General features: G+C 71.3%; 25 protein-coding genes. 18 read left to right on the forward strand and 7 right to left on the reverse strand.

From position 1 onward, the window contains the following. Positions 1–34 precede the first annotated feature (34 nt). The 5 genes from CLV71_RS21540 to sbnA are packed head-to-tail and all read left to right on the forward strand — an operon-like array spanning position 35 to position 5,025. Positions 35–523, forward strand: a complete 489-nt coding sequence (locus CLV71_RS21540; RefSeq protein WP_208297660.1) for a cobalamin B12-binding domain-containing protein — start codon at positions 35–37, stop codon at positions 521–523. Next, positions 520–1,791, forward strand: coding sequence for a methylaspartate mutase (locus CLV71_RS21545; protein WP_133904605.1), 1,272 nt, complete (start codon positions 520–522; stop codon positions 1,789–1,791). Before CLV71_RS21540 ends, CLV71_RS21545 begins: the two co-directional genes overlap by 4 nt. Continuing rightward, positions 1,788–2,798 (forward strand): asparagine synthetase A, encoded by a 1,011-nt coding sequence (locus CLV71_RS21550; protein ID WP_133904606.1) that lies wholly within the window; start codon positions 1,788–1,790, stop codon positions 2,796–2,798. The genes CLV71_RS21545 and CLV71_RS21550 overlap by 4 nt, the downstream gene beginning before the upstream one ends. After that, on the forward strand, positions 2,795–4,045 hold the full coding sequence (locus tag CLV71_RS21555; RefSeq protein ID WP_133904607.1) for a glutamate synthase-related protein: 1,251 nt from the start codon (positions 2,795–2,797) through the stop codon (positions 4,043–4,045). Before CLV71_RS21550 ends, CLV71_RS21555 begins: the two co-directional genes overlap by 4 nt. After that, positions 4,042–5,025: a 2,3-diaminopropionate biosynthesis protein SbnA gene (gene sbnA, locus CLV71_RS21560; protein ID WP_133904608.1), complete on the forward strand. Its 984-nt coding sequence runs from the start codon at positions 4,042–4,044 to the stop codon at positions 5,023–5,025. The genes CLV71_RS21555 and sbnA overlap by 4 nt, the downstream gene beginning before the upstream one ends. 50 nt (positions 5,026–5,075) lie before the next feature. Here the strand turns inward: sbnA and CLV71_RS21565 are convergent, their stop codons facing one another. Next, on the reverse strand, positions 5,076–6,080 hold the full coding sequence (locus CLV71_RS21565; RefSeq protein WP_208297661.1) for a helix-turn-helix domain-containing protein: 1,005 nt from the start codon (positions 6,078–6,080) through the stop codon (positions 5,076–5,078). Then, complete coding sequence (locus CLV71_RS21570; RefSeq protein WP_133904609.1) at positions 6,064–7,371, reverse strand: MFS transporter; 1,308 nt, start codon at positions 7,369–7,371, stop codon at positions 6,064–6,066. The genes CLV71_RS21565 and CLV71_RS21570 overlap by 17 nt, the downstream gene beginning before the upstream one ends. A gap of 196 nt (positions 7,372–7,567) precedes the next feature. Here CLV71_RS21570 and sbnB point away from each other — a divergent pair, with 196 nt between their 5' ends. Together sbnB and CLV71_RS21580 are read left to right on the forward strand one after the other, a co-directional pair. Then, complete coding sequence (gene sbnB, locus CLV71_RS21575) at positions 7,568–8,569, forward strand: 2,3-diaminopropionate biosynthesis protein SbnB (protein WP_133904610.1); 1,002 nt, start codon at positions 7,568–7,570, stop codon at positions 8,567–8,569. An 89-nt stretch (positions 8,570–8,658) separates the two neighbouring features. Beyond that, positions 8,659–9,009: a VOC family protein gene (locus tag CLV71_RS21580; protein ID WP_133904611.1), complete on the forward strand. Its 351-nt coding sequence runs from the start codon at positions 8,659–8,661 to the stop codon at positions 9,007–9,009. A gap of 52 nt (positions 9,010–9,061) precedes the next feature. On the opposite strand, the gene CLV71_RS21585 is transcribed toward CLV71_RS21580, so the two are convergent. Next, complete coding sequence (locus CLV71_RS21585; protein WP_133904612.1) at positions 9,062–9,940, reverse strand: helix-turn-helix transcriptional regulator; 879 nt, start codon at positions 9,938–9,940, stop codon at positions 9,062–9,064. Between the two features lie 417 nt (positions 9,941–10,357). On the opposite strand from CLV71_RS21585, the gene CLV71_RS21590 reads away from it, so the two are divergent. The 3 genes from CLV71_RS21590 (at position 10,358) to CLV71_RS21600 (ending at position 12,760) form a co-directional block, all read left to right on the forward strand. Continuing rightward, positions 10,358–11,245, forward strand: a complete 888-nt coding sequence (locus CLV71_RS21590; RefSeq protein WP_133904613.1) for an aldo/keto reductase — start codon at positions 10,358–10,360, stop codon at positions 11,243–11,245. A gap of 73 nt (positions 11,246–11,318) precedes the next feature. Next, complete coding sequence (locus CLV71_RS21595; protein ID WP_243866621.1) at positions 11,319–11,894, forward strand: flavodoxin; 576 nt, start codon at positions 11,319–11,321, stop codon at positions 11,892–11,894. Between the two features lie 11 nt (positions 11,895–11,905). Further along, positions 11,906–12,760, forward strand: coding sequence for an oxidoreductase (locus CLV71_RS21600; protein WP_208297662.1), 855 nt, complete (start codon positions 11,906–11,908; stop codon positions 12,758–12,760). 30 nt (positions 12,761–12,790) lie between these two features. Here the strand turns inward: CLV71_RS21600 and CLV71_RS47840 are convergent, their stop codons facing one another. The 3 genes from CLV71_RS47840 to CLV71_RS21615 form a co-directional block, all read right to left on the reverse strand. After that, the gene (locus CLV71_RS47840; RefSeq protein ID WP_166664193.1) at positions 12,791–12,964 is read right to left on the reverse strand and encodes a hypothetical protein; all 174 of its coding nucleotides are present in this window, start codon (positions 12,962–12,964) and stop codon (positions 12,791–12,793) included. A gap of 64 nt (positions 12,965–13,028) precedes the next feature. Next, positions 13,029–14,846 carry an ATP-binding cassette domain-containing protein gene (locus CLV71_RS21610; RefSeq protein ID WP_133904615.1) on the reverse strand — a complete coding sequence of 606 codons (1,818 nt, stop codon included), beginning with the start codon at positions 14,844–14,846 and terminating at the stop codon, positions 13,029–13,031. Further along, complete coding sequence (locus CLV71_RS21615; RefSeq protein ID WP_133904616.1) at positions 14,846–15,199, reverse strand: winged helix-turn-helix transcriptional regulator; 354 nt, start codon at positions 15,197–15,199, stop codon at positions 14,846–14,848. Before CLV71_RS21615 ends, CLV71_RS21610 begins: the two co-directional genes overlap by 1 nt. A gap of 294 nt (positions 15,200–15,493) precedes the next feature. Between CLV71_RS21615 and CLV71_RS21620 the strand changes: the two genes are divergently transcribed. From CLV71_RS21620 to CLV71_RS21645, 6 genes are all read left to right on the forward strand, one after another. Further along, positions 15,494–15,691, forward strand: coding sequence for a hypothetical protein (locus tag CLV71_RS21620; RefSeq protein WP_133904617.1), 198 nt, complete (start codon positions 15,494–15,496; stop codon positions 15,689–15,691). 66 nt (positions 15,692–15,757) lie between these two features. Beyond that, positions 15,758–16,132 carry a hypothetical protein gene (locus CLV71_RS21625; RefSeq protein ID WP_133904618.1) on the forward strand — a complete coding sequence of 125 codons (375 nt, stop codon included), beginning with the start codon at positions 15,758–15,760 and terminating at the stop codon, positions 16,130–16,132. After that, complete coding sequence (locus tag CLV71_RS21630; RefSeq protein ID WP_133904619.1) at positions 16,129–17,667, forward strand: hypothetical protein; 1,539 nt, start codon at positions 16,129–16,131, stop codon at positions 17,665–17,667. Before CLV71_RS21625 ends, CLV71_RS21630 begins: the two co-directional genes overlap by 4 nt. Further along, a complete protein-coding gene (adfB, locus tag CLV71_RS21635) occupies positions 17,664–17,888 on the forward strand; it encodes an actinodefensin-associated protein B (protein WP_133904620.1) in 225 nt (74 codons plus the stop codon). The genes CLV71_RS21630 and adfB overlap by 4 nt, the downstream gene beginning before the upstream one ends. Further along, positions 17,885–18,658, forward strand: a complete 774-nt coding sequence (locus CLV71_RS21640; protein WP_133904621.1) for a hypothetical protein — start codon at positions 17,885–17,887, stop codon at positions 18,656–18,658. Before adfB ends, CLV71_RS21640 begins: the two co-directional genes overlap by 4 nt. Next, complete coding sequence (locus tag CLV71_RS21645) at positions 18,655–20,571, forward strand: alpha/beta hydrolase family protein (RefSeq protein WP_133904622.1); 1,917 nt, start codon at positions 18,655–18,657, stop codon at positions 20,569–20,571. Before CLV71_RS21640 ends, CLV71_RS21645 begins: the two co-directional genes overlap by 4 nt. A 195-nt stretch (positions 20,572–20,766) precedes the next feature. On the opposite strand, the gene CLV71_RS21650 is transcribed toward CLV71_RS21645, so the two are convergent. Then, positions 20,767–21,081: a helix-turn-helix transcriptional regulator gene (locus tag CLV71_RS21650; RefSeq protein WP_133904623.1), complete on the reverse strand. Its 315-nt coding sequence runs from the start codon at positions 21,079–21,081 to the stop codon at positions 20,767–20,769. A gap of 654 nt (positions 21,082–21,735) precedes the next feature. On the opposite strand from CLV71_RS21650, the gene CLV71_RS21655 reads away from it, so the two are divergent. Both CLV71_RS21655 and CLV71_RS21660 read left to right on the forward strand, forming a co-directional pair. Further along, positions 21,736–23,343, forward strand: coding sequence for an NAD(P)/FAD-dependent oxidoreductase (locus CLV71_RS21655; protein WP_133904624.1), 1,608 nt, complete (start codon positions 21,736–21,738; stop codon positions 23,341–23,343). Next, a complete protein-coding gene (locus tag CLV71_RS21660; protein WP_133904625.1) occupies positions 23,340–24,671 on the forward strand; it encodes a hypothetical protein in 1,332 nt (443 codons plus the stop codon). The genes CLV71_RS21655 and CLV71_RS21660 overlap by 4 nt, the downstream gene beginning before the upstream one ends. Positions 24,672–24,789 lie beyond the last annotated feature (118 nt).

Genomic DNA, 24,789 nt, shown 5'->3' on the forward strand with positions numbered 1-24,789 from the left:
TGCCGGGCAACCGTTCCACCGCCGCATGCTGAACATGACCAATGAGCAGGCAGAAAGGCCGGAGAAAATGGCGCACGGCTTAGTGGAGAAACGACCGAAGCCCTGTGCGGTCCTCGCGGGCACACCGTCGGACTCCCACACCTGGAACCTGCTGTTCGTCCAGCTGCTGCTGGAGGAGAACGGCTGGGACGTACACAACCTCGGCGCGTGCGTGCAGCCCACGATGCTCGTGGACGAGTCACTGCGCGCGAAACCGGACCTCGTCGTGATCAGCACGGTCAACGGGCACGGCGCCCAGGACGCCCGCCAGGTGATCGCGGCACTACGTGCCGAGCCCGCGCTGGCGCAGGTGCCGGTCTCACTCGGCGGCAAGCTGTGCGTCAGCGAGGACCGGGCCCGCGACGCGGTACCCGGCCTGCTGGCCGCCGGCTTCGACGCCGTGCTCGTCGGCGACACCGCCGTCCCCGACTTCCAGGAGCTGCTCGCCCGCGTGGCGGCAGCCCGGTACGCGAGGCGGCCATGAACACCGACGGCACCTTCCACACCTTCATGGCCAGGGCCGCGCGGGCGGGAGAGCTGGTCGTCCAGCCCCGCATGGGCTTCGGCACCGTCGGCCGGATGCGTGCCGGGCTCCTCGCCACCAGGGACGCGGGCCCACGCACCATCGGCACCCTCACCCTCGACAGCTACACCCGGATCGGCGACTTCGCCGCCGCTGCCCGCGCCATCCACGCGGGCGACGAGCTGAACGGCTACCCGATCGTGAACCTGGGCCCCCAGGTCACGAAGGAGATGCTCGACGGAGTGCGAACCCCCGCCTTCCCCGTGCAGGTGCGCCACGGCTCCGCCACACCCGGCCCGATCATCGACGCGCTCGTGGCCGCGGGCCTCGACGCCACCGAGGGCGGCCCCATCTCCTACTGCCTGCCCTACGGCCGCACCCCCGTGAACCGGTCGGTCGCGGCGTGGCGGGAGGCAACGCGGCGGTTCGCCGAGCTGGCCTCCACCGGAGCCACACCGCACCTGGAGAGCTTCGGCGGGTGCATGCTGGGCCAGCTGTGCCCGCCGTCGCTGCTGGTCGCGATCTCCGTCCTCGAGGGGATGTTCTTCGCCCAGAACGGCATCACGAGCGTCTCATTGAGCTACGCACAGCAGACGCACCCCGGCCAGGACGAGGAGGCCGTGCGCGCACTGCACGACATCGCCGCCGACCTGCTGCCGGGCATCTCCTGGCACGTCGTGATCTACGCGTACATGGGCCTCTACCCGGCCACACGCCGCGGCTCGCTGGAGCTGCTGGCCGCGGCCGCCCGGCTCGCCAGGCGCGGCGGCGCGACCCGCCTGATCGTGAAGACCCCGGCGGAGTCCAGCCAGATCCCGTCCATCGAGGACAACGTGACCGCCCTGCGCGTCGCCGCGGCCGCCGCGGCCGCCGTCACGCGCTCCGCGACCGAGCCCGAGTGCACGGGCATCGAGGCCGAGGCCCGCCAGATCATCACCAGGGTCCTCGACCTGCACGACGACATCGGCCGCGCCCTGACCGCCGCGTGCGCACTCGGCTTCCTCGACGTGCCGTACTGCCTGCACCCCGACAACGGCGGCCGGACCAGGAGCTACATCGCCGGCGACGGCCACCTGCGGTGGGCCGCGACCGGCACCCTGCCCGTCCTGGAACCAACCGGCCGGACCGGCTCGCACCGGATGACCTCCGCCGAACTGCTGCGGTCCCTGTCCTACGTCAGGAACCGCTACGACGCCACAGCCGGACGACAGAAGGAACCGCTCTCATGACCACACAACTGATCCGACCCGAGACCACCGGTTCGTCCACGGCCACCGTGGTGCCGGGCCCGCGCGAACACCTGATGTCGCCCAGGACCCAGGCCGTCCTGAGGATCCAGCAGGCACTGGTGGCAGGCGCACGCGAGCTGATGGCCACCGAGGGCGCCGTCGAGCTGTTCCAGCCGCTGATCGGCCCGGTCACCGACCCGGGCGCACGCGGCGCGAAGCAGGTCGACGTCGACTACTACGGGCACAAGTACAAGCTGATGGCGAGCGCCATCCTGTACAAGCAGGCCTCGCTCGTCGCGTTCGACAAGATCTTCCTCATCGCGCCGAACGTGCGCCTCGAGCCGCTCGAGACCAGCGCGACCCACCGCCACCTCACCGAGTTCCACCAGATCGACGTGGAGCTGGCCGGCGCGTCCCGCGAGGACGCGATCGCGCTCGTGGAACGCCTGGTGCGGCACATGGTGCGCAAGGCAGTCGAGACACAGGGCGACGCACTGCGCTCGATCGGCCGCGACACCGACGTGCTGTCGTCGTTCGTCGAGCAGCCGTTCGACGTCCTCACCCACGGCGAGGTCCTCGGCCGTCTCGGCCACGCGCACCCCGGCACGGAGATCGAGTGGGAGGCCGAGGAGCACATCTCCGGCCAGGCCTCGCGGCCGTTCTTCATCGTGGACTACCCGAAGGGCTCCCGCGGCTTCTACGACAAGGAGGACCCGGCGCGGCCCTCGACCCTGATGAGCTTCGACCTCATCGCACCCGAGTCCTGCGGTGAGATCTGCAGCGGCGGCGAGCGGGAGGCCGACTACGCGCGGATCGTCACCCGCATGCGGGAGACCGGCGAGAACCCGGCCAAGTACCGCTGGTACCTCGACGTGGTGCGCCAGGGCATCCCGGGCAGTGCCGGCTTCGGCATCGGCCTGGAGCGGCTGACCCGCTGGGTCGCGGGCCTCGACTCGGTGTGGCAGGCCAACGCCTTCCCGAAGCTGCCGGGGGTGGTGTCACCATGAACCCACTGAAGGCACACGGTTTCCCGGAAGCCGACGTGCGGCGGCGAGCACGCGAGGGTGCGGCGGCGATCTTCCCGGACCTGTCGGAGTACGGCTCCGCCGTGTTCGGGGCCGAGGGCTCCGCACCCTGCGACGGGATCGACGCGCTGCGCCTGGTGCCGCCGGTGTTCATGCCGAGGCGCCTGGAGAAGCTGATCGAGCTGGGCCGGGAACCGCTGTACGAGGACGTCTCGTTGGCAACGTCCGTCGGCGGCTTCGACTCGCCGATGCCGCTGTACCTGTCCGCGCTCGGCTCGACGAGCGTGGCCGCCGCGGGCACCGCGCTCGCGGCACAGGCGGGCAGGCTCGGCCTGCCGATGGTGATCGGCGAGAACGTGGCGCCGGTCAACGGGTTCCGCGCGGGCGGCGAGCACCGCGCGCTGCTGGCCCGCATCACCGCCTACGCCGACGCGAACACCACGGGCACCGGCGGTGTCGTGGTCCAGCAGAGCACGGAGGACGCCAACGCGGAGGTGTGGAACAACGTCTACACCGACCCCGCGGTCCGCGACCTGATGGAGTCCGGGCGGCTGGCGTTCGAGCTGAAGGTCGGCCAGGGCGCCAAACCGGGTCTCGGCGGCCTGACGATGGTGGACGAGCACACCGCGGCACGGCTGGAGGAGCAGTACGCGCTGCAGCGCATGGGCGACGGGCAGGTGCTGCGTGCGAGCAGCCCCGGCACGTTCATCGGCGAGATCCTGCGCCAGCAGGTGCACCTCATGCGCAACAACTACCCACGCGCGAAGTGCTGGGTGAAGCTGCCGCCCGCCCGCGACGTCGCCGAGGCCGCCGAGATCGCGTGGGAGGCGGGCGCCGACGCGGTGACCGTCGACGGCGCGGAGGGCGGCACCGGCTGGGCGCCGACCGTGTTCGTCGACCAGGTCGGGCTGCCGCTGTCCGAGTGCCTGCGCCGCATCGGCAGGCCCGAGGGCACGCTCCTGGCGAGCGGCCGCGTCCACGACGGTGCCCGCGCGGTGAAGGTGCTCGCACTGGGCGCACGCGCGGTCGGCATCGGCCGCGCCGCCCTGATCTCGGTCGACGAGGACCCCGAGCAGGGCCTGGTCCGGTTCGCCGAGTCGCTCGCGTGCGAGATGCGGATGCTGGTCAGCGCCCTGGGCAAGTACGCGGCGGACGAACCGGGCCCCGAGGACCTGTGGGACCCGGCCGAGGCCGTCGCCGTCCACACCGAGGGAAAGGTCCTCGCGTGATCCACGCCAACGCCATGGACGTCGTCACCGACGACGTGTTCGTCGCACTGCCGTACCTGTCCCGGCACGCCGACGTCTTCCTCAAGGTCGAGGGGCTCAACCCGGCGGGCTCGATCAAGCTGAAGACGGCGGTCGGGCTCGTCGAGGACGCCGAGCGCCGAGGTGTGCTGTCCGTCGGCGTGCCGCTCATCGAGTCGTCGTCGGGCAACCTCGGGGTCGCGCTGAGCTGCATCTGCGCGGCCAAGGGGTACGACTTCACCTGTGTGGTCGACCCCAACACCTCCGAGTCGTCCATCGCACACATGCGTGCCCTGGGCACGGAGGTCGTGGTGGTGCGCAAGCCCGACACCAACGGCGGCTACCTCAACACCCGCATCGACTACATCAGGGAGCAGCTGCGCCGCAGACCGGAGATGGTGTGGCTCAACCAGTACGCCAACCCGGCCAACCCAGCCGCCCACCACGACCGGACGGCGAGGAGCCTGCTCGACGGGTTGCAGCACATCGACCACCTCTTCGTCGGCGCGGGCTCGACCGGCACGTTCGTCGGCTGCGCCACCTACCTGCGGGAACACTCGCCCCACACCCGGATCATCGCGGTGGACTCGGTGGGCTCGGTGACGTTCGGCACCGCGTCCGGTCCCCGCCGCATCCCGGGCCTCGGCGCGAGCCGCCGCCCGGAGCTGTGCAGGCCCGCGCTCGCGCACGAGGTCGTGCACGTGGCCGAACGCGACGCGATCCGTGAATGCCGCCGCATCGCCCGCAACACGGGCCTGCTGGTCGGCGGCTCGACCGGTTCGGTCCTGGCGGCGATCACCGCCTACGAGGACCGCTTCCGCGGCGGAAGGCCCCGCGTGGCGGCCATTTCCCCGGACCTGGGCGACCGCTACCTGCGCACCGTCTACGACGACAACTGGGTGCGCGCCCACTTCGGTGAGATCGGGACCGAGGACCCCCTGGTCGCCACCGCCGAGCGGTGACGCCTCTCGCCGTGCCCCGAGTCCCCGGGGCACGGCGAGAGGCACCGGGCTCAGAGGATCTCGGCCGGGTCGATGAGGTTCCGGGTGATCGCGACAGCGCCGAGCTGGAAGCGGCTGCGGGTGCCGAGGCGTTCGGTGAGGCGGTCCGACAGGCGCCGCACGGTGCGCAGCGACACGGCCATCCGCCGGGCCGCGGACGCGTCGGTGTGGCCCTGCGCCCACAGCTTCAGCACGTGCACCTCCTGCGGCGACAACGCGTCACCCCGCCGCGCCCTCGGACCCACCCCCAGCGGCTCGGCCTCGGCCCACAACTTCGCGAACAACGTGACGTACGAGCCGACCACCGCGTCACAGCTGACGACCAGCTCACCGGCGACCCCGGTGAGGTTGTCGACCGAGACGACCGCGTGCCGCTGGTCGAAGATCCGCACGTGCGCGGGCAGCGTCGGCAGCGTGCGGATCTCCGCACCCGCCTGCGCCTCCCGTGACAGCGCGGCCATGGTCTGCCTGTCGTTGCGGGCACTGTCCAGCACGACCGAGCGCACGCTGACCCCGCGGGCGGACAGGTCCTCGTCGACAGTGCGGGGGCTCGTGGCCGGCCGCATGGACAGGCACTCCTCGACGCACCCGGCGGCCAGCTCGGCCGTGCGGGCCCGCACCGTGGGGCCGCCGACGACCCACTCGACGCCGACGGTGTCGTGCCGCCGCCCGACGCGTGCGAGCAGCCGTGCCACGGTCAGCCTGCTGTCCTCGACCTGCTGCTGGTGACGCGCCAGCTCACCCTGCTGCCGCGCCAGCAAAGCGGCCAGGCCGACCTCCGGTTCGATGGCCGTCAGGTCCTCACCCCCGTTCACCCGCGTGACCAGCCCCAGGCTCGCGAGGTGCTCCACGGCGAACCGCACGGTGACCTCGCTCTGCGCCATCAGCTCGGCGAGCGTGCCCGCGCTGATCTCGGGGTGCTCGAGCACCGTCTGGTACACGGACTCGGTGGTCGCGTCGAGCGCGAAGCCGCTCTCCGTCCCGGGTAACGCCATCAGATCAGGCAGTACGGACATGCTCGACGCCCTTCTCCTCGTTCTCGGTGCGTGCCGGCTCGCTCGTCGGCCGGTCGGTCCGGCGCATCTGCGACCACTCGGGCCGCATGCCGGGCAGGACGATCGCGGCGAGGTACAGCCCGCCGACGATCAACAGCGAGCCGGTGAGGCCCGACGTGGTGAGCAGCAGGGCCGCGAACGGCCCGCCGAACGGGATGCCGGCCCAGGCCAGCGCATTGCTGAGCGTCCGAACGCGGCCCAGGAGCCGATCCGGGATGCGCTCGTAGGTCACGGCACCGACGATCGGGTTGATGAACCCCGACCCCAGCCCGCCGACCGCGAAAACGGCGAGCACCGCCCACAGCGGCAGGCCTGCGGCCATGGCGACGAACCGAGGCACGCCGCCGACGAGAAACCCGACCATGTAGACGATGCGGCGGGGGAGCCTGCCGCCGATCGCGGCGGCGACCAGCGCGGCGAGGATCGACGTGCCCGCGAAGACACTCACGACCAACCCGACCGTCTCCGGCCCGTGCCCGGACTCGCGCGCCCACACCGGCAACAACACCGCGATGAACGCCTGGTCGAGCAGGTTCGTCACGACGACCATGCCGGTGATGGCCCGCAGCAACCCGTCCTGACGGAGGAACGCGGCACCCTCCCGCAGCTGGGCGACGTACCCGCCGACCTCGGTGGTCCTCGGCCGCTCCGGGTCGAGGTCGTCGGTGAGCGCGAACGCGACGATCACGGCGGCGAACCCGAACAGACCGGCGGCGAGCCACAGCGCCTGCGCGTTGCCGAGCACGGCGACGACGAACCCCCCCGCTGCCGGTCCCGCGACGGTGGCGGTCCGCTCGATCGCGGTCGACAGCCCGGTGCCGCGCTCGAGCGGCACGCCGGCGGCGCGCGTGGCGGAGGGGATGAAAACGGACTTGGCGGACCGTGCCGGACCCTCGGCCGCACCCGCCACGGCCATCAGCGCCATCAGCGCCCAGATGTGCAGCCCGCCGGTCGCGTGCAGCAGACCGACGACGACCATCACGCCCGTCGAGACCACGTCACCGGCGACGGCGATGCGCCGCGGCCCGATGCGGTCGATGAGCGGGCCCGCGAGTGCCTGCGCCAGCACGAACGGCGTGATCTGACAGAACGCGACCAGACCGGTCTGGGCGGCGCTCCCGGTGGAGGAGAGCACGAACCACGGCACCGCGACGAGCAGCAGACGGTTGGCGGTGAGCGAGACGAGGTCGGCGCCGAGCACGCCCACCAGCCCGCGTGCGGAGCGAGGGGGGTCGACTGCCGGGTTGTTCATGTGGTGCCTCCCTGGTCGAGCCGGTCGTTTCTGCCGGCCAGAACTGACACTGCCCGCAGGGACCGGCCGTCCCCAGGGAAGGAACCGCACGGTCGGCTGCCGGTTCTGCTGCAGGTTCTTCTCTCCCGCACGGCGGTGTGGCTCGGTCACGCTGACCGAGCCACCACATCCGGCGGCCGGAACGGAGAGGCGACAGATGTTGGTCCTGGGCAACGCGGACGTGCGGCAGGTACTGGACGGCGAGGAGGAGGCGGTGCTGGCCGCGGTGCGCGGGGCGTACGTCGAGCACGAGCGCGGGCGCACCACCGTGCCGGAGTCGTTGTTCCTGCGCTTCCCGGACACCGGCAACCGAATAATCGCGCTGCCCTCCTATCTCGGCGGTGCCAAGCCGGTCGCGGGCATGAAGTGGATAGCGTCGTTCCCCGACAACGTCGCCGAGGGCATGGAACGCGCGTCGGCGGTGGTGGTGCTGAACTCCACGGCCACGGGCAGGCCGCTGTGCGTGATGGAAGGCTCGGTGATCTCCGCCAGACGAACGGCCGCGAGCGCGGCACTGGCCTCGGCGACCCTGCCGGGCGCCACCGCGGTGACGGCGGTGACGGTAGTCGGCTGCGGCGTGATCAACACCGAGATCCTGCGGTTCCTCAGGTCGGTGCACCCGTCGCTGAGCGCGGTGACGATCGTCGACCTGTCCGCGAAACGGGCGGCGGCATTCGCGCACCGGTGCGAGTCGGAGCTGGGCCTGTCGACGTCGGTGGCACGAGACCTGGACACCGCACTGGCGGCGAACCACCTGGTCAGCATCGCGACCACGGCGAGCACCCCCTACACGGACCTGACCGCGGCCCGCCCCGGCACGCTGGTACTACACGTGTCACTACGTGACGTGACAGTGGAAGGCGTACGCACCGCGGTGAACGTGGTGGACGACCGCGACCACGCCTGCCGGGCGGCGACGTCGGTACACCTGACGGAACAGGCGGTGGGACACCGCGACTTCATCGAGTCGACGATCGGAGAACTGTTGCTGAAGGGCGAGGCGCACCAGCGCAGTACCGAGCGGGTGACGCTGTTCAGCCCGTTCGGGCTGGGTGCCCTGGACCTGGCCGTGGCAGAGTTCGTACACGGCCGGGCCCGTGCCCATGGCCTGGGCACCGACCTCCCGGACTTCCTCCCGGAGCAGACCCTCTCGGCGTGAGGTGTGGACCAGGCCGCGCATGTGGTGCCGTAACGAGGATCCACACCGGACACCCGCCGGTCAGCCGGATCGTGGATTAGCGTGGCGTGATGGACACGCCCAGCTTCGTGCACGCCCGGGTCAACGTGACCGATCTTCGCGCGGCGATCACGTGGTACGAGTCGCTGTTCGGCGTACCCGCACAAGGCCACTGGCCGCCGCACGCGCCGACCTACGCTCACTTCACCCTCGGTGCCGCGCAGTTCGCGCTGGGCCGCTACGACCCGGTACCGGCCGCAGGCGCACGGTTCAACTTCGAAGTCGACGACGTCGATGCCTGGTGGGCCCGACTGGGACCATCAGCCGACGTCGTCGAACCGCTCCACGACACCGCGTACGACACACGCAGGTTCACTATCCGCGACCCCGACGGCAACGAACTCGGCTTCGTCAACACCTAGGGCCGCACGTCGACGCCAACCTCGCAGACTACCCCGTCCGGAGGACGGTCCGTCAGCTCTTCGTTTCGGCTGAGGTACGTCCCTGCGTCGCGGCCCAGGTGGCGAGCAGTTCGAGGCCGTCGCCGGACGAGGTGCCGGGTTCGGCGGAGTAGGTGAGGACCGTGAGGCCGCCCCCGCCCACCGGCTCGAGTCCTTCGAACGCGAGTTCGAGTTCGCCGACGGCGGGGTGACGGAAGCGCTTGGTGCCGTGGCGGTGGACGTAGACGTCCTGCGCGGCCCACCAGCCGCGGAAGGGCTCGCTGCGCATGGACAGCTCGCCGATGAGGTTCATGAGCTGCTGGTCGTCTGGGTTCTGGGCGGACGCGATGCGCAGCGCGGCGGCAGCAGCGCGGGCGACCTGCGCCCAGTCCAGGTAGAACGCCTGGGCGTGCGGGTTCAGGAAGGTGAACCTCATGGAGTTGACCGGCAGTTCCACGTCCGCGGTGATCATGGGGGAGTAGAGAGCCATGCCGAGCGGGTTCGCGGCGAGGATGTCGAAGCGGTGGTTGCGCAGGAACGCGGGGACTCCGGTCATCGAGTCCAGCACCCGGCGGATCGCCGGCCGGATCTCCGGTGGCTTGTTCCGGCTGGCGCGGGCGCGAGCCGGCGCGGGGCCGGCGGCGCGGGCCAGATGGTGCAGGTGCGCGGTCTCGGTATCGTCGAGCCGCAGTGCGCGGGCGACGGCCTCCAGGACGCTGTCGGAGGCACCGGCGAGGTTGCCGCGTTCGAGGCGGGTGTAGTACTCGACGCTGACGCCTGCGAGGGCGGCGACCTCGCCGCGGCGCAGGCCTGCGACCCGGCGGTTGCCGTACGCGGGGAGCCCGACCTGTTCGGGGCCGACCCTCTCCCTGCGTGAGCTGAGGAACGCACGGACCTCGTCGCGGTTGTCCATACACCCAGGCTAGACATCACGCTCCGCGGGAGAGGGTCCCTGTTGTTACCCCCTTCGAGTGGTGACAGCCCACCAACCGGCGGGTATCCCCTGGAGTAGTGGTCACCCGACTCGCGCCCGACTACAACGCACCCGACCAGCACCACCGGTCATGGAGCAGGGCGACCACGAATGGGCGGGTGACCCCACCGATGGCGTGGACAAGGAGCCGACCGCGTGCATGAGCAGCTTCTCGCCATCCAGGGCCGGTGGCGCGAACCCGTGACGGGAGACCCTGGCAGTACCCCTCACAGCAGAGCCTCCCCGCACTCGCGGCGTCGATGTTGACTGACCTCCGACGGGGTATGCCCTTGGCGAGAGCGCACAGCCGCCGCGGCTCCGCTCCGCACCTCCCCAACCGAGAAGGAGCACGTGCTGATGTCCACCGTCCCGAACCTGACGCTCAACAACGGCGTCGAGATGCCCGCCATCGGTCTCGGTGTCTTCCAGACCCCGCCCGAGGAGACCCGCGCGGCCGTCGAGGCGGCCCTGTCGACGGGTTACCGGCACATCGACACCGCCGCCGCGTACGGCAACGAGCGTGAGGTCGGCGAGGCCATCGCCAGGTCCGGTGTGGACCGTGTCGAGGTGTTCGTCGAGACCAAGATCTGGATCAGTGACTACGGGTATGAGGAGACGCTGCACGGGTTCGAGAAGAGCGCTGGCAAGCTCGGTGTGGACCAGATCGACCTGTTGATCCTGCACCAGGCGCTGCCGTCGACCTTCGACAGGACCCTCGAGGCCTACCGCGCGCTCGAGACGCTGTTGGCCGACGGCAAGGTCCGCGCCATCGGCGTCAGCAACTTCATGGTCGACCACCTCACCGGGCTCCTCGAGAAGACGACGGTGGTGCCCGCGGTGAACCAGATCGAGGTGCACCCGTACTTCGCCCAGCGCGAGGTGCAGGAGTTCGGCGCCCAGCACGGCATCCTGTCCCAGGCGTGGTCGCCGATCGGCGGCATCACCTTCTACCGTGACGGCGAGCACACGAGTACCCTGCAGGACCCGGCGATCGGGGAGATCGCGGCGGCGCACGGCAAGAGCCCCGCACAGGTGATGCTGCGCTGGCACCTGCAGCAGGGCCGCTCGGTGATCCCGAAGTCCACCAAGCCGGCACGCATCGCCGAGAACTTCGACGTCTTCGACTTCGACCTCGGCACCGAGCAGCTCGCCGCGATCGACGCCCTGGACACCGGCAAACGCGGCGGTCCCGAGCCGACCGCCATCACGCTCGAGTCCTTCGGCCGGCCCATCCCCGAGGCATGACCACGTGAACCGGCGCGGATTTCTCCGTGGCGGGGCCGCGGCGGCCGTAGGAGCCCTGGGAGGTGCCTGGCTGGTGGGCTGTGCGAGCCCGGCGGAATCGGCGGCACGACCCGCCGATCCGGCGGACGGGCGTGTCCTGGTGGCGTACTTCTCGCGTGCCGGTGAGAACTACCACCACGGCGGCCGCAGGTTCCTGGATGTCGGCAACACCGAGGTCCTGGTGAGGCTGGTCCGCGACCGCGTCGCGTGCGACGTCCATCGCATCGAGGCGGCGGAACCGTACTCGGAGGACTATGACGACACGGTGGCCCGCAACGTGCGGGGGCAGGACGCCGACGCGCGGCCGGCCATCGCGAACCCGCTCCCGGACCTGGCCGGCTACGACGTCGTCCTGTTGGGCAGTGGTGTGTGGAACGTGAGCCCACCCATGATCATGCGGACGTTCGCCGAGAGTCTCGACTTCACGGGGAAGACCGTCCTCCCGGTGGTCACCTACGCCGTGAGCGGGATCGGCGGCGCACCCGACACCTACGACCAAGCCTGCCGAGGTGCGGCCGTCGGCGAAGGGCTCGCCGTGCGTGGCGAGGAAGTACGAGACGCGGGCGACGCCGTCACGTCGTGGCTGCGACGCGTGAACCTGACGACCTGACGAGGAGTGTGATGACGATGGCGACCTGGCTGATCACGGGATGTTCAACCGGCCTGGGGCGTGCGCTCGCCGAGGAGGTCCTCGGCGCCGGGTACAACGCGGTCGTGACGGCGCGGAACGCCACCGAGGTGCGGGACCTGGTCGACGCCCATCCCGCGACAGCCCTGGGCGTCGCACTGGACGTGACCGACCCCGCCCAGGTCACCGCGGCCGTGGCGCAGGCCGAGCAACGCTTCGGCCAGATCGACGTGCTGGTGAACAACGCCGGCTACGGCTACCGCGCCGCCGTCGAGGAGGGCGACGATGACGACGTCCGGCGACTGTTCGACACCAACCTGTTCGGCGTGGCCGCGATGGTCAAGGCCGTCCTGCCGGGCATGCGTGCGCGCCGCGCCGGGACGATCGTGAACATCTCCTCGATCGGCGCGCGGGCGTGCCCGCCGGGGTCGGGCTACTACGCCGCGTCCAAGGCGGCGTTGGAGGCGTTGACCAGTGCGCTGCGCAAGGAGGTCGGGCCACTCGGGATCACCGCGATGGCGGTCGAGCCGGGCGCGTTCCGCACCGACTTCGCGGGCCGCTCGCTCACCCAGTCCGCGACGGCCATCGCGGACTACGCCGACACGGCCGGCAAGCGCCGCAAGGAGAACGACACCGTCCATGGCACACAGCCCGGTGACCCCGCACGTGCTGCCGCCGCACTGGTTGACGTGGTCAACTCCGGCGAGGCACCAGCGCTACTCGTCCTCGGCACGGACGCCCTGGGCATGTTCCGGTCCGTCGTGGACGGACAGCACGCGGAGCTGGACGCGTGGGAACACCTCAGCACGAGCACGGACTTCGACACGAACGAACCCGCTCCACAATGAGTGACACACAGAACCAGGCCCGCGTCGCGGTCACCACCGGCGCCTCGTCAGGAATCGGCGCGGCAACCGCCGCGCGCCGGCCGCCGACGGACACCGCGTCGCGCTCCTCGCGCGTCGCACGAACCGGATCACCGCCCTGGCCGAGGAGTCGGACGACGGCTCCGTCGCGATCGAGGCCGACGTGACGAACCGTCCGGCGGTCACCGAGGTGTTCCTCGACCAACTGAGGGACGGCGCGGTGATGTAGTGATGTCGTGGCAACGGACTGCTACCCGGACACGCGACCTGGCCGGACCGGGTACGTAGGCACGTCCGAGTAGGCGGCGGCCTGGATGAGGTACAGCTCGGCGTAGTGCTTCCCGTGGGCCATCAGGTCGTCGTGGGTGCCCTGTTCGACCACCTCGCCGTCGTGCAGCACGATGATGTGGTCCGCGTCGCGGACGGTCAGCAGGCGGTGGGAGATCAGGAGGATCGTTCTTCCCGGGTACAGCTTCCTGATGCGGGAGAACAGGTCCGCCTCGGCGCGTGCGTCGAGCGCGGCGGTGGGTTCGTCGAGTACCACGAACCGGGAGTCGCGGAAGAACGCGCGGGCCAGGGCCACCCGCTGCCACTGTCCCAGGGACAGGTCCACCCCACCCGGCAGCTCCGGGCTCAGGGTCGTTCGGTAGCCCCGCGGCAGGTTCTCGAGGACGGCGGCGGCGCCGGCCAGCTCCGCGGCGGCCGCGATCGCCGTGTCGTCGGCTCCGTCCGCGTGGCCGAGACCGATGTTGTCGGCCGCGGTCATCTTGTAGCGCTGGAAGTCCTGGAAGACGATCGCCGACGCCGTCCGCAGCCGGGCCGGGTCGGTCACCGGTTCGCCGTTCCACGACACGGTGCCCGAGTCCGGCCGGTACAGTCCAGTGAGGACTTTCGCCAGGGTGGTCTTCCCGGAGCCGTTCTCGCCCACCAGCGCGACCACCTCGCCCGCGCGCAGCTCGACCGTCACCTCCCGCAGTGCGGGCCGGCCCGATCCCGGGTAGTGGAAGGAGATCCGGTCCGTGGACAGTGTCGTGAACTCCTCGGGGTCCGCCGCAGGTGCGGCCGGCGGCCCGCCCGTGAAGTCACGCAGGTCGGCCACGAACAACAGGGTGCCGCCCGCGGTCTCGCTCATCCGCATCGCCATGCGCAGCTGGGTGGACAGCAGGTAGGTGGCCGCCAGGGCGGCCAGCACCGTCGGGAGGGCCAGCCACCCGCGGGAGAGCATGACCAGCAGGACGACCACCGTGGTCGCCACGAACAGGTCGCCGAACAGACGCGCCACGAGCGCCCGCCGGGCGAAGTGGCGGACGAACACGGTCTCCTTGTCCACCGCCTCCCGGAAACGCCGCACGAGCCGGTCGCGGAGCGGCTCCGCCAGGTCGAACGCGCGCACCTCCTGTGCGGGCGCACGGCCGGTGAGCAGCCACAGGAGGTATCGCCGCATCCGGCGGTTCTCCGCGAGCTCGGCCCGCAGCCCGAAGTTGCGCCGCTGCCGGGCCACGGCGACGCGGACCGAGGGCAGCGCGGCGAGCAGCACCAGCGGGAAGAGCCACCAGGCGGTCAGCACGACGGCGACGGTCACCGCCACGATGCCGGTGATCGCACGCAGCACGCTCACACCGCTGGTCAGCAACGTGGTGGTGTGCTGCTCGGCGGTGCTCACCGCGCGCTCCACCCGGTCGTGGAAGTCCGGGTGCTCGTAGGCGGCCAACTCGACCGCACACGCCGCCGTGGCGACACGGTCCGTGGCGAGCGCCTCCGTCTTCAGCTTCAGCACCTGCTCCCACACACCGGTACACACCTGCGTCACGCTGCTGACCACACCGACGGCGCCGAGTACCACGAGCCCAGTCAGCGTCGCCGCGAGCCGGCCGCGGTCGTCGGACACCGCCGCGGAATGCGCCAGCACGTCCCGCAACGCAAGGAGCGCGACGCCCTGGCCGACCGCCATCACCACCTGTGTCGTCAGCAGTAGAGCGAGCCGGCGGCGGTCGGCCCGCCAGGCCAGGGCGAGCACGAACCGCACCGCCGCGGCCTTCTCGCGGAACCGGAGGGGCCGCGCCGCCATCAGCTCGCCGTCCGCGTCGGCCGCAGCGTGCTCCCCGGGTACCGCCGGTCCCTGGCCTCGGACCGGGTGCACGTCCGCCACTCGGTCGCAAGGCCCGCGACGGCGTGCAGGACGCCGCTGGCGTGCGCGGTGAGCCGGTAGTGGACGCGGAGCGGTACCGGGTGCACCTCCCGGACCACCAGATCGGCGTCCTGCAGCCTGCGCAGCGTCTTGTCGAGAGTCTTGTGGTCGACCTTCACCGCGCGGGCCAGCTCGTTGTGCCGCCTGGTGCCGCACGCCAGTTCCTCCAGCACGGACAGCACGCCCTTGCTGGAAAGCACCTTGATCGCCTGTTCCGCCAATTCGATGTCCATCGGTTCCCCCAACCTGGTTGACCTGCTGCTCGACGGAACGGCGCGACCAGGGATTTCCGCCAACTATCGCGAAACGGTCTCATGATCCCCCGACGAGTGCTGTTTCGAACATACGCGAAAAGGCGAGTGACCAAAAGTTGTCACAGTGGTTGCCGCTGGTCCAGCTAGGGGAGTCGATTCCCCTTGGTGTCACCGGGAAGGGCTTGCGGCCACTGTCGAAAACGGGATTCCATTCGGGTCCCGCCGGAGAGAAAGCCAGGAGCCGGCCGGGAATACCAGGAAAGGAGAGCCGCGATGACCGGTCTCGATTCGATGTGTGCTTCCTACAGCGGGCTCGAGTTGGTGGACTACCAGATCAGCCAGGAGACGATCTGCGCGAACATCATCCTCTGCTCGGACTTCCTCTGCAACGAGGTGTGCTCGGACCTGTGTTACCCCGTCGGCGGTGGCGGCACCTGCGACGGCACGACCTGCTGCTGTGACTGTCTCTGACCGCACGGAGGACACGGGCCGGCTCTGCCGGCACGTGTCCGCGACGGACTGGAGGAGGACGGCCCCATGAACCTGTTCCGGGTGGCCGTGCTGGTGCTGCGGTGCCGGACCCGCTCGACCGAGGAACTCTTCGGGCAGGCGGCGGCCACGCCCGTGGCGCGGCGGACACCGGCACAGCCCGCCGCGACGTCGGTGCGACGGGCTCGCGCGGTGCAGCGCCTGTTGTGCGGCTTCCACAACCCGTTGCGGGAGAACGCCGTGGTCGCGCTCGCACTGCGCGCGACAGGACACCCCGCGGATCTCGTGGTCGGCTGCGAACCGGTCCCGATCTCCGGTGGCAGGCGGTTGTTCTCCTGGCTCGAGGTGGCGGGCAGGACGGAAGGAACCACCCTGCCGGCGCCCGCGTTCTACCCGGAGCTCTGGAGGTTCCCGGCATCATGAGCACCGTCGCCAACCTCGCGCCCACGACGCCCGCGTGTGAGCACGGTGGTCGTCCCACCGGCTTCTCCGCCACCTTCGACCCGACGCGACCCGCGAGCGCGGTGACCGTCGGCTACTCCTGCGGCTGCCGGCGACCCGTCGACGCGCCGGTCACGATCTCGCCCTTCCGCTCGGCGTCACCGCTCACCACGACCACGTGCGACCCGGCACGGCGCACGGTCCGCCGCGGTCCACTCGCGACGGTGCCGGTCTTCTACACCCGCACCGACAACGGCGTGGTCCACGTCGGCACCGCGTTGTCGCGCCTGCACACGGACTCGGCGGTGTCGGTCGCCGCACTCGGCGCGGCCCTGGCCGGACAGCCGCTGCCCAGCCCGCTCACGCCGTCGACCGACGTCTTCCGCCTCGCCACGGGAGCCGCGCTGCGGTGCCTGGACAACGATCGTGGCGTGCGGCTGCACCTGGAGGAACTCGACTGGCGGGAACTGTTGCCTGCGGGCTTTCGCCGTGCCGAGCCGCGAGAGCTGCTCCGCACGGCGCTGGTCACCGCGCTGGCCGACTCGCAGGCCGACCTCGTCGCGGTCAGCGGTGGTCCCGCCTCCACCCTGCTCGCCGCGCTGGCCACGCCCCTCCCGGCCCGGCACGTCTCCGTGCGGATGCCGGTGCTCGACCGGCGAACGGTGGCGGTCGGCCGGTTCGCCGACGTCGGTCTGCCCGAGATCGACGTCGTGGACGGCACGGCGGACTGGGCGGCGGTGCGGGACGGGGACGTGCCGGTCCTGCCGGAACACTGCGACCCGTGGTTGGACCGGGTGGCCGGCGAGGCGACCGGGAGCGTGGTGAGCGGCTACGGTCTCGGGCTTCTCCTCGCCGCCGCGGGCCGTCGGGAGCGCCCCCGCCGTCGGGACCTGCTCACCGGCGAACAGGTCTCCCCGGAACTGTGGGGCAGGTCGTTCTTCCGCCGGGCACCGGCGGCCGGCGTGCACGACGTGCCACCCCACTGGTTCGGACCCGAGGCGTTGGCCGCGCTGCGCACCGCACAGGCCGCGGCGGCCACGAACCACCTCGTCCCCGAGGGGCGGGCCGACCGGTGGCTCGGACCGTTGCTGTCCCAGCTGACCGCGCTGCTGGACGGGTGCGGGCTCAGCCGGGTCGACCACACGGCCGGGGACCGTCCCGCACCGCTGCTGCCCGGCCTGCACCCGGCGGTCGTCGGGGCGGCCCTGGCGCTCGCCGCCCGGGGCCGTTCCCTCGCACCGGTCGATCTGCTGCCGGACGGGTGGCGCCCGGCCGACCCGCCCGTCGGTGGCCGGGACCGGCTCTTCGCGGCCGCCTACGTGTCCGAGCGCCTGGCCACGGCGTCGGCGCGCGCCGACCTCCTGCGGCGGCTCGGCGACGGCGGCTGGGTACGGGCCGACCGGCTCGCCGTCGTGCTGGCGGAGCCCGGAGCGCGGCTCGCGAACAGTTGGCCGCTGCACCGCCTGCACGTGCTGGCCACGACCCATCGCGACCTCATGACGGGAGCACGATCGTGAGAGCACGGCTCAACCCCGGGTTCGCGGTGCACGCCATGCCGTTCGGTGGCGCGGTGCTGGCGGACCGGGAACGGCTGGCGGTGGTCGAGGTGGACGAGGACGTCGCCCGCGTGGTCACCGGCGGGCTCGTGGTGGATGTCGACGGGTTGCCCGAGCGGTTGCGCCCGCGTCTGGTCGCGGGGATCGCGGAAGGCTGGCTGAGTGTGGAGGAACCGGCATGACTGGTGTGGTGCTGATGGGTTGGTCGCTCGCGGTAGCGGTGGTCGCGGCGAGCGTGCTGGCGAAGCTGGTCGACTGGACGGCCACCCGCGCGGCGTGGCCGGTCCGGTCCAGGAGGTGGCGATGGCTGCTGGGACCCGGGCAGGTGGTGTCCGGTGAGGTGGTGGTGGTCGCCCTGACGCTGTTGCCACTGCCCGGTCGGAGCCGCCTGCTCGTGCTGGCCGCGTTGTACGTCGGCTACGCGGTGGCCGGTCTGGTCCTCCGCGGCCGGCCGTGCGCGTGCTTCGGCACCACTCTCGCCACCCGGTTCGGGTGGCGGCACGCCGCGCTGTGCGCCGCCGTCGCGGCACTTCTCGGTGCGGGCGCCTTCGCGTCGCCGTCCACGGTGGACGCGAGTGTCGCGGCGGCCGCCGGGATCGTGGTCGGGGTGGTCGCGATGAGTGGCGTGTACCTGCGCCGCCGCGTGGCCCGGCAGCGGATCACCGACCCCGCCAAGCTCGCCCTGGTCGACCACGTCGTCGTCTACGGCTCCACCGGGTGCCCCGGTTGCCGGGGCGTGTGGGCGCAGCGTGACCAGCTCGCGGCGCTCGCGTCCTGCGACGTGGCCTTCGAGCTCGTGTCGGAGAAGGAGGCCATGGCGCGGGCCGGCGGCGCCATCCCCGCGGCCATCGGGTACGACCGCCACGGCGACCGCGTGTTCGGCCCGGCGGTCGGTCTGGCGGCCATCCGCGCGATGTTCACCGGCACCACCCGCGAGATGGCGCCTCGGTGAGGACACCCGAGGCGCTGCGCGGGTACGTCGAGGAGTTGCTCGGCCGGTCCGTGACGCCCCGGGTCGACGCGTCCCCGGACGGCGTGTGGGCGTGCGTCGGACCTGAGGACGCGGAGGTAACAGCGGGAACGGTGGCCGTGCACCGCGCTGCCGCGTCGGTCGAGGATGGGTGGGTGCTGCCCGAACTCGTCCCCGGCACGGTGGCGTGGGCGCCGACCGGGGCCGTGCTCGCAGGCTACGGAGAACGCGACGGCGTCCTGGTCCCGGGTGTGGCACGCCTGGAGGAACGGTCGGTGCGGTGGTTCGACGTGCCGGCCGGTCCGCTGCCGATGGCGTGGCTCGACTGCCACCGCCTGGTCGTCCCCGTGTCCGTCACCGAACCGTCCGCGCCGCCCGTGCCCGCCGTCTTCGAGGCCGACCGCTTCTCCCGGGTGCGGGTCCTCTGCGCGGATGTGCCACCACCGCGGCGATACACTCTGTCCACACTGGACATCCGCGACGGGACCGTCGGCGCGCTCTCCCTGCCCACCGCGTCCTACCACGCGCTGCACGCCTGTCCGTGCGGCGGTCACCTCGTCGCGGGCACGGCCGACGCCGTCGTCCTGGCCGATCTCCCGGCCGGGGTCGCGCGGCCGCTCGAGCCGAACCCCGTCGGCGTCGGCTGGTTCCGCGACGGCACCACGGAGTTCCTCGTTTCTCTCCTGTCCACCCGGCACGGCACGGAGATCCGCGCCCGCACGCCGGACGGCGCCGACCGGATCGTGGGCGTCGTCCCTGGCGCGCCGCTGTACCACTCGTTCGCGCCGCCGGCGCCACGCCTGTTGCTCGGCGACCCCGGCACCGGCACCGCGAGCCACCTCGTCCTCATCAGCCCGGGTGCCGACGGTCCGGCCGTCCGGTCGTGGCGGATCGACGGCAGGCCGTTGACGCACGCGCGTGTCGCGGCGGTCGACGAGTCCGCGGGAGTCCTGCGTGCGGCGGTCGTCGAAACGCGGCGGACCCGGTCCCTGGTGCGGCTCCTGACCGAGGACACCCCGGGCGGGGGCGTGGTGTGGACCGGCCGCCGGCATGCCGACGCGACCGGTCTCGGGCTGCTCGGCGTGGAAGACTGGGCCGGGGGAGCGGTCCGCCTGGCCGGTCCGGGACCGGACCCACCGCGTCGCGTCCGGCTCCGCGACACCCGGATCGTCGGCGAACCGGACGAACTGGCGGCGCGGGTGTTGCTGCACCCGCCGGCCGACGGACAGGCGCCGGTGGCGACCGCGGTGTCGTTGCTGCCGCGGCTCGCCGGTCCGCGCTCGCGGGCACCGGGCCTGCTCACCGAACACGTGCACTGGCTGACCCGGCTGGGTTTCGCCGTTGCGGCGGTCGACGTGCCGCTGCGCTGGTGGCCGGAGGTGCCGGACGAGAGGATCCGGGCAGAAGCCGTGTCGACGATCACCGCCGCGGTCACCTCGTCCGGCCTGACGGGTCGCCTCGTCGTCCACGGCCACAGCTTCGCGGCGACGCTGGCCCTGCAGGCACTCGCGGACACGGACCTCTTCGCGGCGGCCATGGTGTCGGGCGGCGGGTACTGCCGTTCGCTGACACCGCTCGGTTTCCAGTACGAGAAACGCGCGTTGTGGGCGGCGGAGCGGGTCTACCGGGACTTCGACGCCGTCCTGTCCGCACCCCGCATCCGCCGCCCGGTCCTGATCGTGCACGGGCAACGGGACCGCAACCCGGCCACCCCACCCGAGGCGGCTGTCCTGTTGTTCCAGTGCCTCACAGCTCTCGGCACGCCGAGCCGCCTGGTCCTCCTCCCCGATGACGGCCACCGCGTGCGCACCCGCGGCGGGCGCGCCACGCTGCTCAGCGAACAGGCCGCGTGGATGTACCGATGGGCCACCACTACCGCCGAGGAGTCGACATGACGGACTCCGGTGGGAAACTCGCCGCACCGGCACCACCCTCGGTGACCCGATCGAGCTGCAGGCACTGCTCGCGACCGGCGACACCGCCATCGGCGGACTGTCCGTCAAGGTCGTGCCAGCCGCGGACGGCAACGCCGAGTTCGAGGTCACCCGGGCGCCCGGCTGAGCCGGCGGGCGTGATCGCTGGAGTAACGGTCAGACCTCGGACTCGCGTTCTTGGAACTCGCGTGGGGAGAGGCCGTGGAGGCGGGTGAAGGCGGTGCTGAAGCTCGGTAGGTGGGCGTAGCCGACGCGGCGGGCGACGGCGCCGGGCCTGGCGCCGCCGACGAGCAGATCGCGGGCGATGCGCATGCGGGCGGCGTAGCGCCAGCGAGCGAAGGTCATGCCGGTCTCGTCGCGGAAGGCTCGGTGGACCTCGGCGGGGACGTCGAACGCGGCCGACTCGCGGGAGACGTCGATGTGGCGCAGGTAGTCCATCGCGGCCGCGCGGGCACGCGGATCGGTGGGCATCGGGACCGTCAGCGCTCGTTGCGTGGCGACCCCCCGTCATCGTTCGTGGCGGCGTTCGCCAAGGAGTTCGGCCACACCCCCGGACAACGTCGCGCAGTCGGACATTCCCCCGTCTGACCTGCGTACCGGGTCGGGCCGGTAGGCGTCGTTGACCTGCTTGAGCCGATCCAGAACCGCGAACGAGGTCCAGGTTCTCGTCGGCCCGCGCGACCGGCGCGGTGTCGTCACCGGCGGACCTGCCGCCCTCGCGCAACGCGGCCAGGCCGGTGGCGAAGACCGCGGCCTCGCGGACCCCGCTGGCGTGCGGCCGGCGAACGTCCTGGATGCCGACGGACGGCGACGCCGCGGCGAGCACCGACCTGGCCACCCCAGCCGGAATCACACCACGCCGGACGGCTCGCTACTCGTCACCGACGTCGGCGACCACCAGGTGTACTCGGTGGCCGACGGCGTACTGCACGTCCTCGCCGGGCTCGGCTGTACGGCACCAGAGTTCGCCCGGCCCGCACCAGGTACTCTCGGCACGACCCGGATGTCCAATGTGGACCAACAGGTTCACGCGACGCGGACGTCAGTGTTCTGTAAGGACTTTCTCCCTTCGATCGTGCCAGGCTTTGTCCGGTTGGCCGGTTCTGGTGGGAGGGGTTCTGGTTCATGCGTAACCTTGCGACCGGCGCGATCACAGGAGTTCTCTGTGCCGCGCCGATCATGGCCCTGCAGGGGATGGCCCATCCCTGGAGCGGTGTGTACGCCCTCGGCGCGGGCGTCGTCGTGGCGGCGGTGAGCGGGCGTGGACGGACGAACGCGGCGGTGGTCGCCTCGGGTGGCGTGCTCATCGGCGTGCTCGGCTGGTTGCTGGTCCCGCTCACGCTCGAACCCCTGCTGCGGGGCGACCTGCCGACGTGGTCCGCCGCAGCCGTTCTGCGGACCTATCCGGTGCTGGTCGCGGATGTCCTGCACGGCGGGCTGACCGGGTTCTTACTCGCACTGCTGCCCGCCGCCAACCGGGACCCACGGCCGGCTCGACCGGAGCGGGAACTCGCCAGGATCGTCATCGTGGGCGGCGGGTTCGCCGGCGTCAACGCGGCGAAGAGGTTCGAACGGCTCGCGGTCCGCGGGGTCCCGCTGGACGTCACGCTGATCAGCGACTCGAACTTCCTGTTGTTCACGCCGATGCTCGCGGAGGTGGCATCCGGCGCACTGGAACCGACCCACATCAGCGCACCGGTTCGACCGGCCGTGTCGCACACCCGCTTCCGAAACGGCCGGGTGCGCAAGTTCGACGCGGAGGCCCGCGTCGTCCACCTGGGTGACGAGCTGGTTCCCTACGACCACCTGGTGCTCGCGGTGGGATCCGTGCCCCATTCCTTCAACCTGCCAGGTGTGTCCGACCACGCGTGGACCCTGAAGAACCTCACCGACGCCACACGGCTGCGCAACCACGTCGTCAGGCAGCTGGAGACGGCCGACAACGAACCGAATCCCACACAACGCAGGCGGCTGCTGACGTTCGTGGTGGCCGGGGCGGGCTTCGCGGGAACCGAGACGATCGCGGAGCTCTTCGATCTCGTGCACCGGGTCGCGCACTACTTTCCCGGAATCGGCCCCGACGAGCCGCTCTTCGTCCTAGTTCATTCCGGCGACAGGATCCTTCCCGAGATGTCCCCCGAGTTGGCCGGCTACGCACTGGAACGGCTGCGCGCCAGGGGAATCCGCTGCCAGCTCGACACGCGGGTCACGGCCGCGACCGCGGACGGAGTCACACTGAACGACGGTTCCTCGGTCACCACGAACACCTTCGTATGGACTGCCGGCAACCGGCCGAGTCCGCTCGTGGGACACGATGCGCTCGACACGGACTCATGCCTGCGTGCCGTTGGAATGGAAAACGTCTGGGCAGTGGGTGACTGCGCCCGGATTCCCGATCCGGACGGTACGCACTACCCGCCGACCGCCCAGCACGCGCTGCGACAGGGGCGCGCGGTCGCGGACAACATCGCGGCCGTGCTCCGCGGACGTGATCCGGTCGAGTTCCGGTTCCGGACACTCGGCATGCTGGTCGCCTTGGGGCATCGGACGGCCATCGCGGACATCCGGGGCCGCCGGTTCTCCGGCCTCGCCGCATGGCTGCTGTGGCGCGGGATCTACCTCGCGAAGCTGCCGGGCCTCGACAAACGGATCAGAGTGCTGATCGACTGGCTACTGGATCTGGTGTTCCCCCGGGACATCGTCGTCACCAGCCCGGACGGGGTGAAGAGATGAAAGAGCTCTACCGGGGCGCGATCGCGGGATTCTTCGGCGGCTTGGTGTTCGGCGCGGCGATGGCGGTGTACGGCACGCTGCCGACCGTCGCGGGGATAGTCAGAACGGACTCGGCCGTCGTGGGATTCGCCGTGCACATGGTGTTCGCGGTGATCATCGGGGCGGGGTTCGGGCTGATCGCGGCACGCCAGCGACAGTTGGTCCTGTGGGGCCTGCTGTACGGCGCGTCCTGGTGGTTCCTCGGACCCCTGACCCTGCTGCCGCTGTTGCGCGGAGAGCTGGTGAACTGGGACCTGTCCACGGCACGGGCGTTGGTGCCCAGCCTCATCGGCCACCTCTGCTACGGCATGGCGGTCGCGTTCGCCTACCTGGTCCTGCGTGGTGACCAGATACCGGCACGACCGGCAGGCAAGGTGGTGCTGCGTGGCGGCGTGGCCGGCGCGATCGCCGGGATACTGTGCCTGCTGGGCTCCGGGTTCCTGATCGGCGTAGCCGCGGGCCTGCTGTACCCGTACCTGTTCCGCACACGGGAGAACACCGGCCCCGCGCTCGTCCGCGGCACCGTCTACGGGTTCATGTGGTGGGTCCTGTTCGCGCTGACGGCAGAGCCGTTGCTGCTCGACGTCGAGCTCGACTGGGCGCGGCCCCCGATCGACCAACTGCCGGGCTACGTGCTGCTGGGCAGCCTGACCGCGGTACTGTACACGTGGCTGGGTGCGTTGGCGCGCAGGCTCTTCGTCGACGACGTACGACAGTTCACGGTCGAGTCACCCGGAACCCGAGGGCTGCGCGCGGTCGGGTACGGCGCCGCGGCAGGTCTGGTCGGCGGCGCGCTGTTCACCGTCGTCATGGTCGTCGTGGGAGTACTGCCGACGGTCGCGAGCATGGTCGGCTCGTCGGATCCCGTCGTCGGCCTCGTCGTGCACCTGGTCATCTCCCAGATAATCGGCGTGTCCTATGCGGTGTTGTTCCGACGCCAGAGCTTCAGCGTCGCCTCGGGCATCGGCTGGGGCGTCTGTTACGGCCTGTTCTGGTGGGTACTGGGGAACCTCACGCTGCTGCCCGCGTTCACCGGGAACCCGGTGCGGTGGGATCCCGCGGCCCTGTCCGCAGGCTTTCCGTCGCTGGCGGGACATCTGGCGTACGGCGCCGCGCTGGGTGCCGTCTACTACTGGCTCGAGACCCGGACGAACCCGTGGTGGATGACCCGCAACGCCGTGGAGGAGGCAAGGCTGGAGGGCCGACGGGCGCAGTACCTGGGTTCGGCGCCCGCGTTGTGGACCTTGACGGTCTTCATCGCCATCAGCGTGCCGGTACTGATCCCCTGACCGTGACCAAGGGCTGCATTCCTGGTCGCGGCTGACCGTCAGAACGGCCAGGCGCAGGCTGCCGGCCTTGGACCACAGGCTGGCGACGTGCGTCCTCACTGTCGCGATGCCGAGGTGC

Source organism: Actinophytocola oryzae, assembly GCF_004364325.1.
Lineage (GTDB): Bacteria > Actinomycetota > Actinomycetes > Mycobacteriales > Pseudonocardiaceae > Actinophytocola > Actinophytocola oryzae.

Excerpts from the sequence above, each read along its gene's own strand:
- CLV71_RS21540 (WP_208297660.1), top strand. The coding sequence starts at position 35 with ATGACCAATGAGCAGGCAGAAAGGCCGGAGAAAATGGCGCACGGCTTA.
- CLV71_RS21545 (WP_133904605.1), top strand. The coding sequence starts at position 520 with ATGAACACCGACGGCACCTTCCACACCTTCATGGCCAGGGCCGCGCGG.
- CLV71_RS21550 (WP_133904606.1), top strand. The coding sequence starts at position 1,788 with ATGACCACACAACTGATCCGACCCGAGACCACCGGTTCGTCCACGGCC.
- CLV71_RS21555 (WP_133904607.1), top strand. The coding sequence starts at position 2,795 with ATGAACCCACTGAAGGCACACGGTTTCCCGGAAGCCGACGTGCGGCGG.
- CLV71_RS21565 (WP_208297661.1), bottom strand. The coding sequence starts at position 6,080 with ATGTCCGTACTGCCTGATCTGATGGCGTTACCCGGGACGGAGAGCGGC.
- CLV71_RS21570 (WP_133904609.1), bottom strand. The coding sequence starts at position 7,371 with ATGAACAACCCGGCAGTCGACCCCCCTCGCTCCGCACGCGGGCTGGTG.
- sbnB (WP_133904610.1), top strand. The coding sequence starts at position 7,568 with ATGTTGGTCCTGGGCAACGCGGACGTGCGGCAGGTACTGGACGGCGAG.
- CLV71_RS21580 (WP_133904611.1), top strand. The coding sequence starts at position 8,659 with ATGGACACGCCCAGCTTCGTGCACGCCCGGGTCAACGTGACCGATCTT.
- CLV71_RS21585 (WP_133904612.1), bottom strand. The coding sequence starts at position 9,940 with ATGGACAACCGCGACGAGGTCCGTGCGTTCCTCAGCTCACGCAGGGAG.
- CLV71_RS21590 (WP_133904613.1), top strand. The coding sequence starts at position 10,358 with ATGTCCACCGTCCCGAACCTGACGCTCAACAACGGCGTCGAGATGCCC.
- CLV71_RS21600 (WP_208297662.1), top strand. The coding sequence starts at position 11,906 with ATGACGATGGCGACCTGGCTGATCACGGGATGTTCAACCGGCCTGGGG.
- CLV71_RS21610 (WP_133904615.1), bottom strand. The coding sequence starts at position 14,846 with ATGGCGGCGCGGCCCCTCCGGTTCCGCGAGAAGGCCGCGGCGGTGCGG.
- CLV71_RS21615 (WP_133904616.1), bottom strand. The coding sequence starts at position 15,199 with ATGGACATCGAATTGGCGGAACAGGCGATCAAGGTGCTTTCCAGCAAG.
- CLV71_RS21620 (WP_133904617.1), top strand. The coding sequence starts at position 15,494 with ATGACCGGTCTCGATTCGATGTGTGCTTCCTACAGCGGGCTCGAGTTG.
- CLV71_RS21625 (WP_133904618.1), top strand. The coding sequence starts at position 15,758 with ATGAACCTGTTCCGGGTGGCCGTGCTGGTGCTGCGGTGCCGGACCCGC.
- CLV71_RS21630 (WP_133904619.1), top strand. The coding sequence starts at position 16,129 with ATGAGCACCGTCGCCAACCTCGCGCCCACGACGCCCGCGTGTGAGCAC.
- CLV71_RS21640 (WP_133904621.1), top strand. The coding sequence starts at position 17,885 with ATGACTGGTGTGGTGCTGATGGGTTGGTCGCTCGCGGTAGCGGTGGTC.
- CLV71_RS21650 (WP_133904623.1), bottom strand. The coding sequence starts at position 21,081 with ATGCCCACCGATCCGCGTGCCCGCGCGGCCGCGATGGACTACCTGCGC.
- CLV71_RS21655 (WP_133904624.1), top strand. The coding sequence starts at position 21,736 with ATGCGTAACCTTGCGACCGGCGCGATCACAGGAGTTCTCTGTGCCGCG.
- CLV71_RS21660 (WP_133904625.1), top strand. The coding sequence starts at position 23,340 with ATGAAAGAGCTCTACCGGGGCGCGATCGCGGGATTCTTCGGCGGCTTG.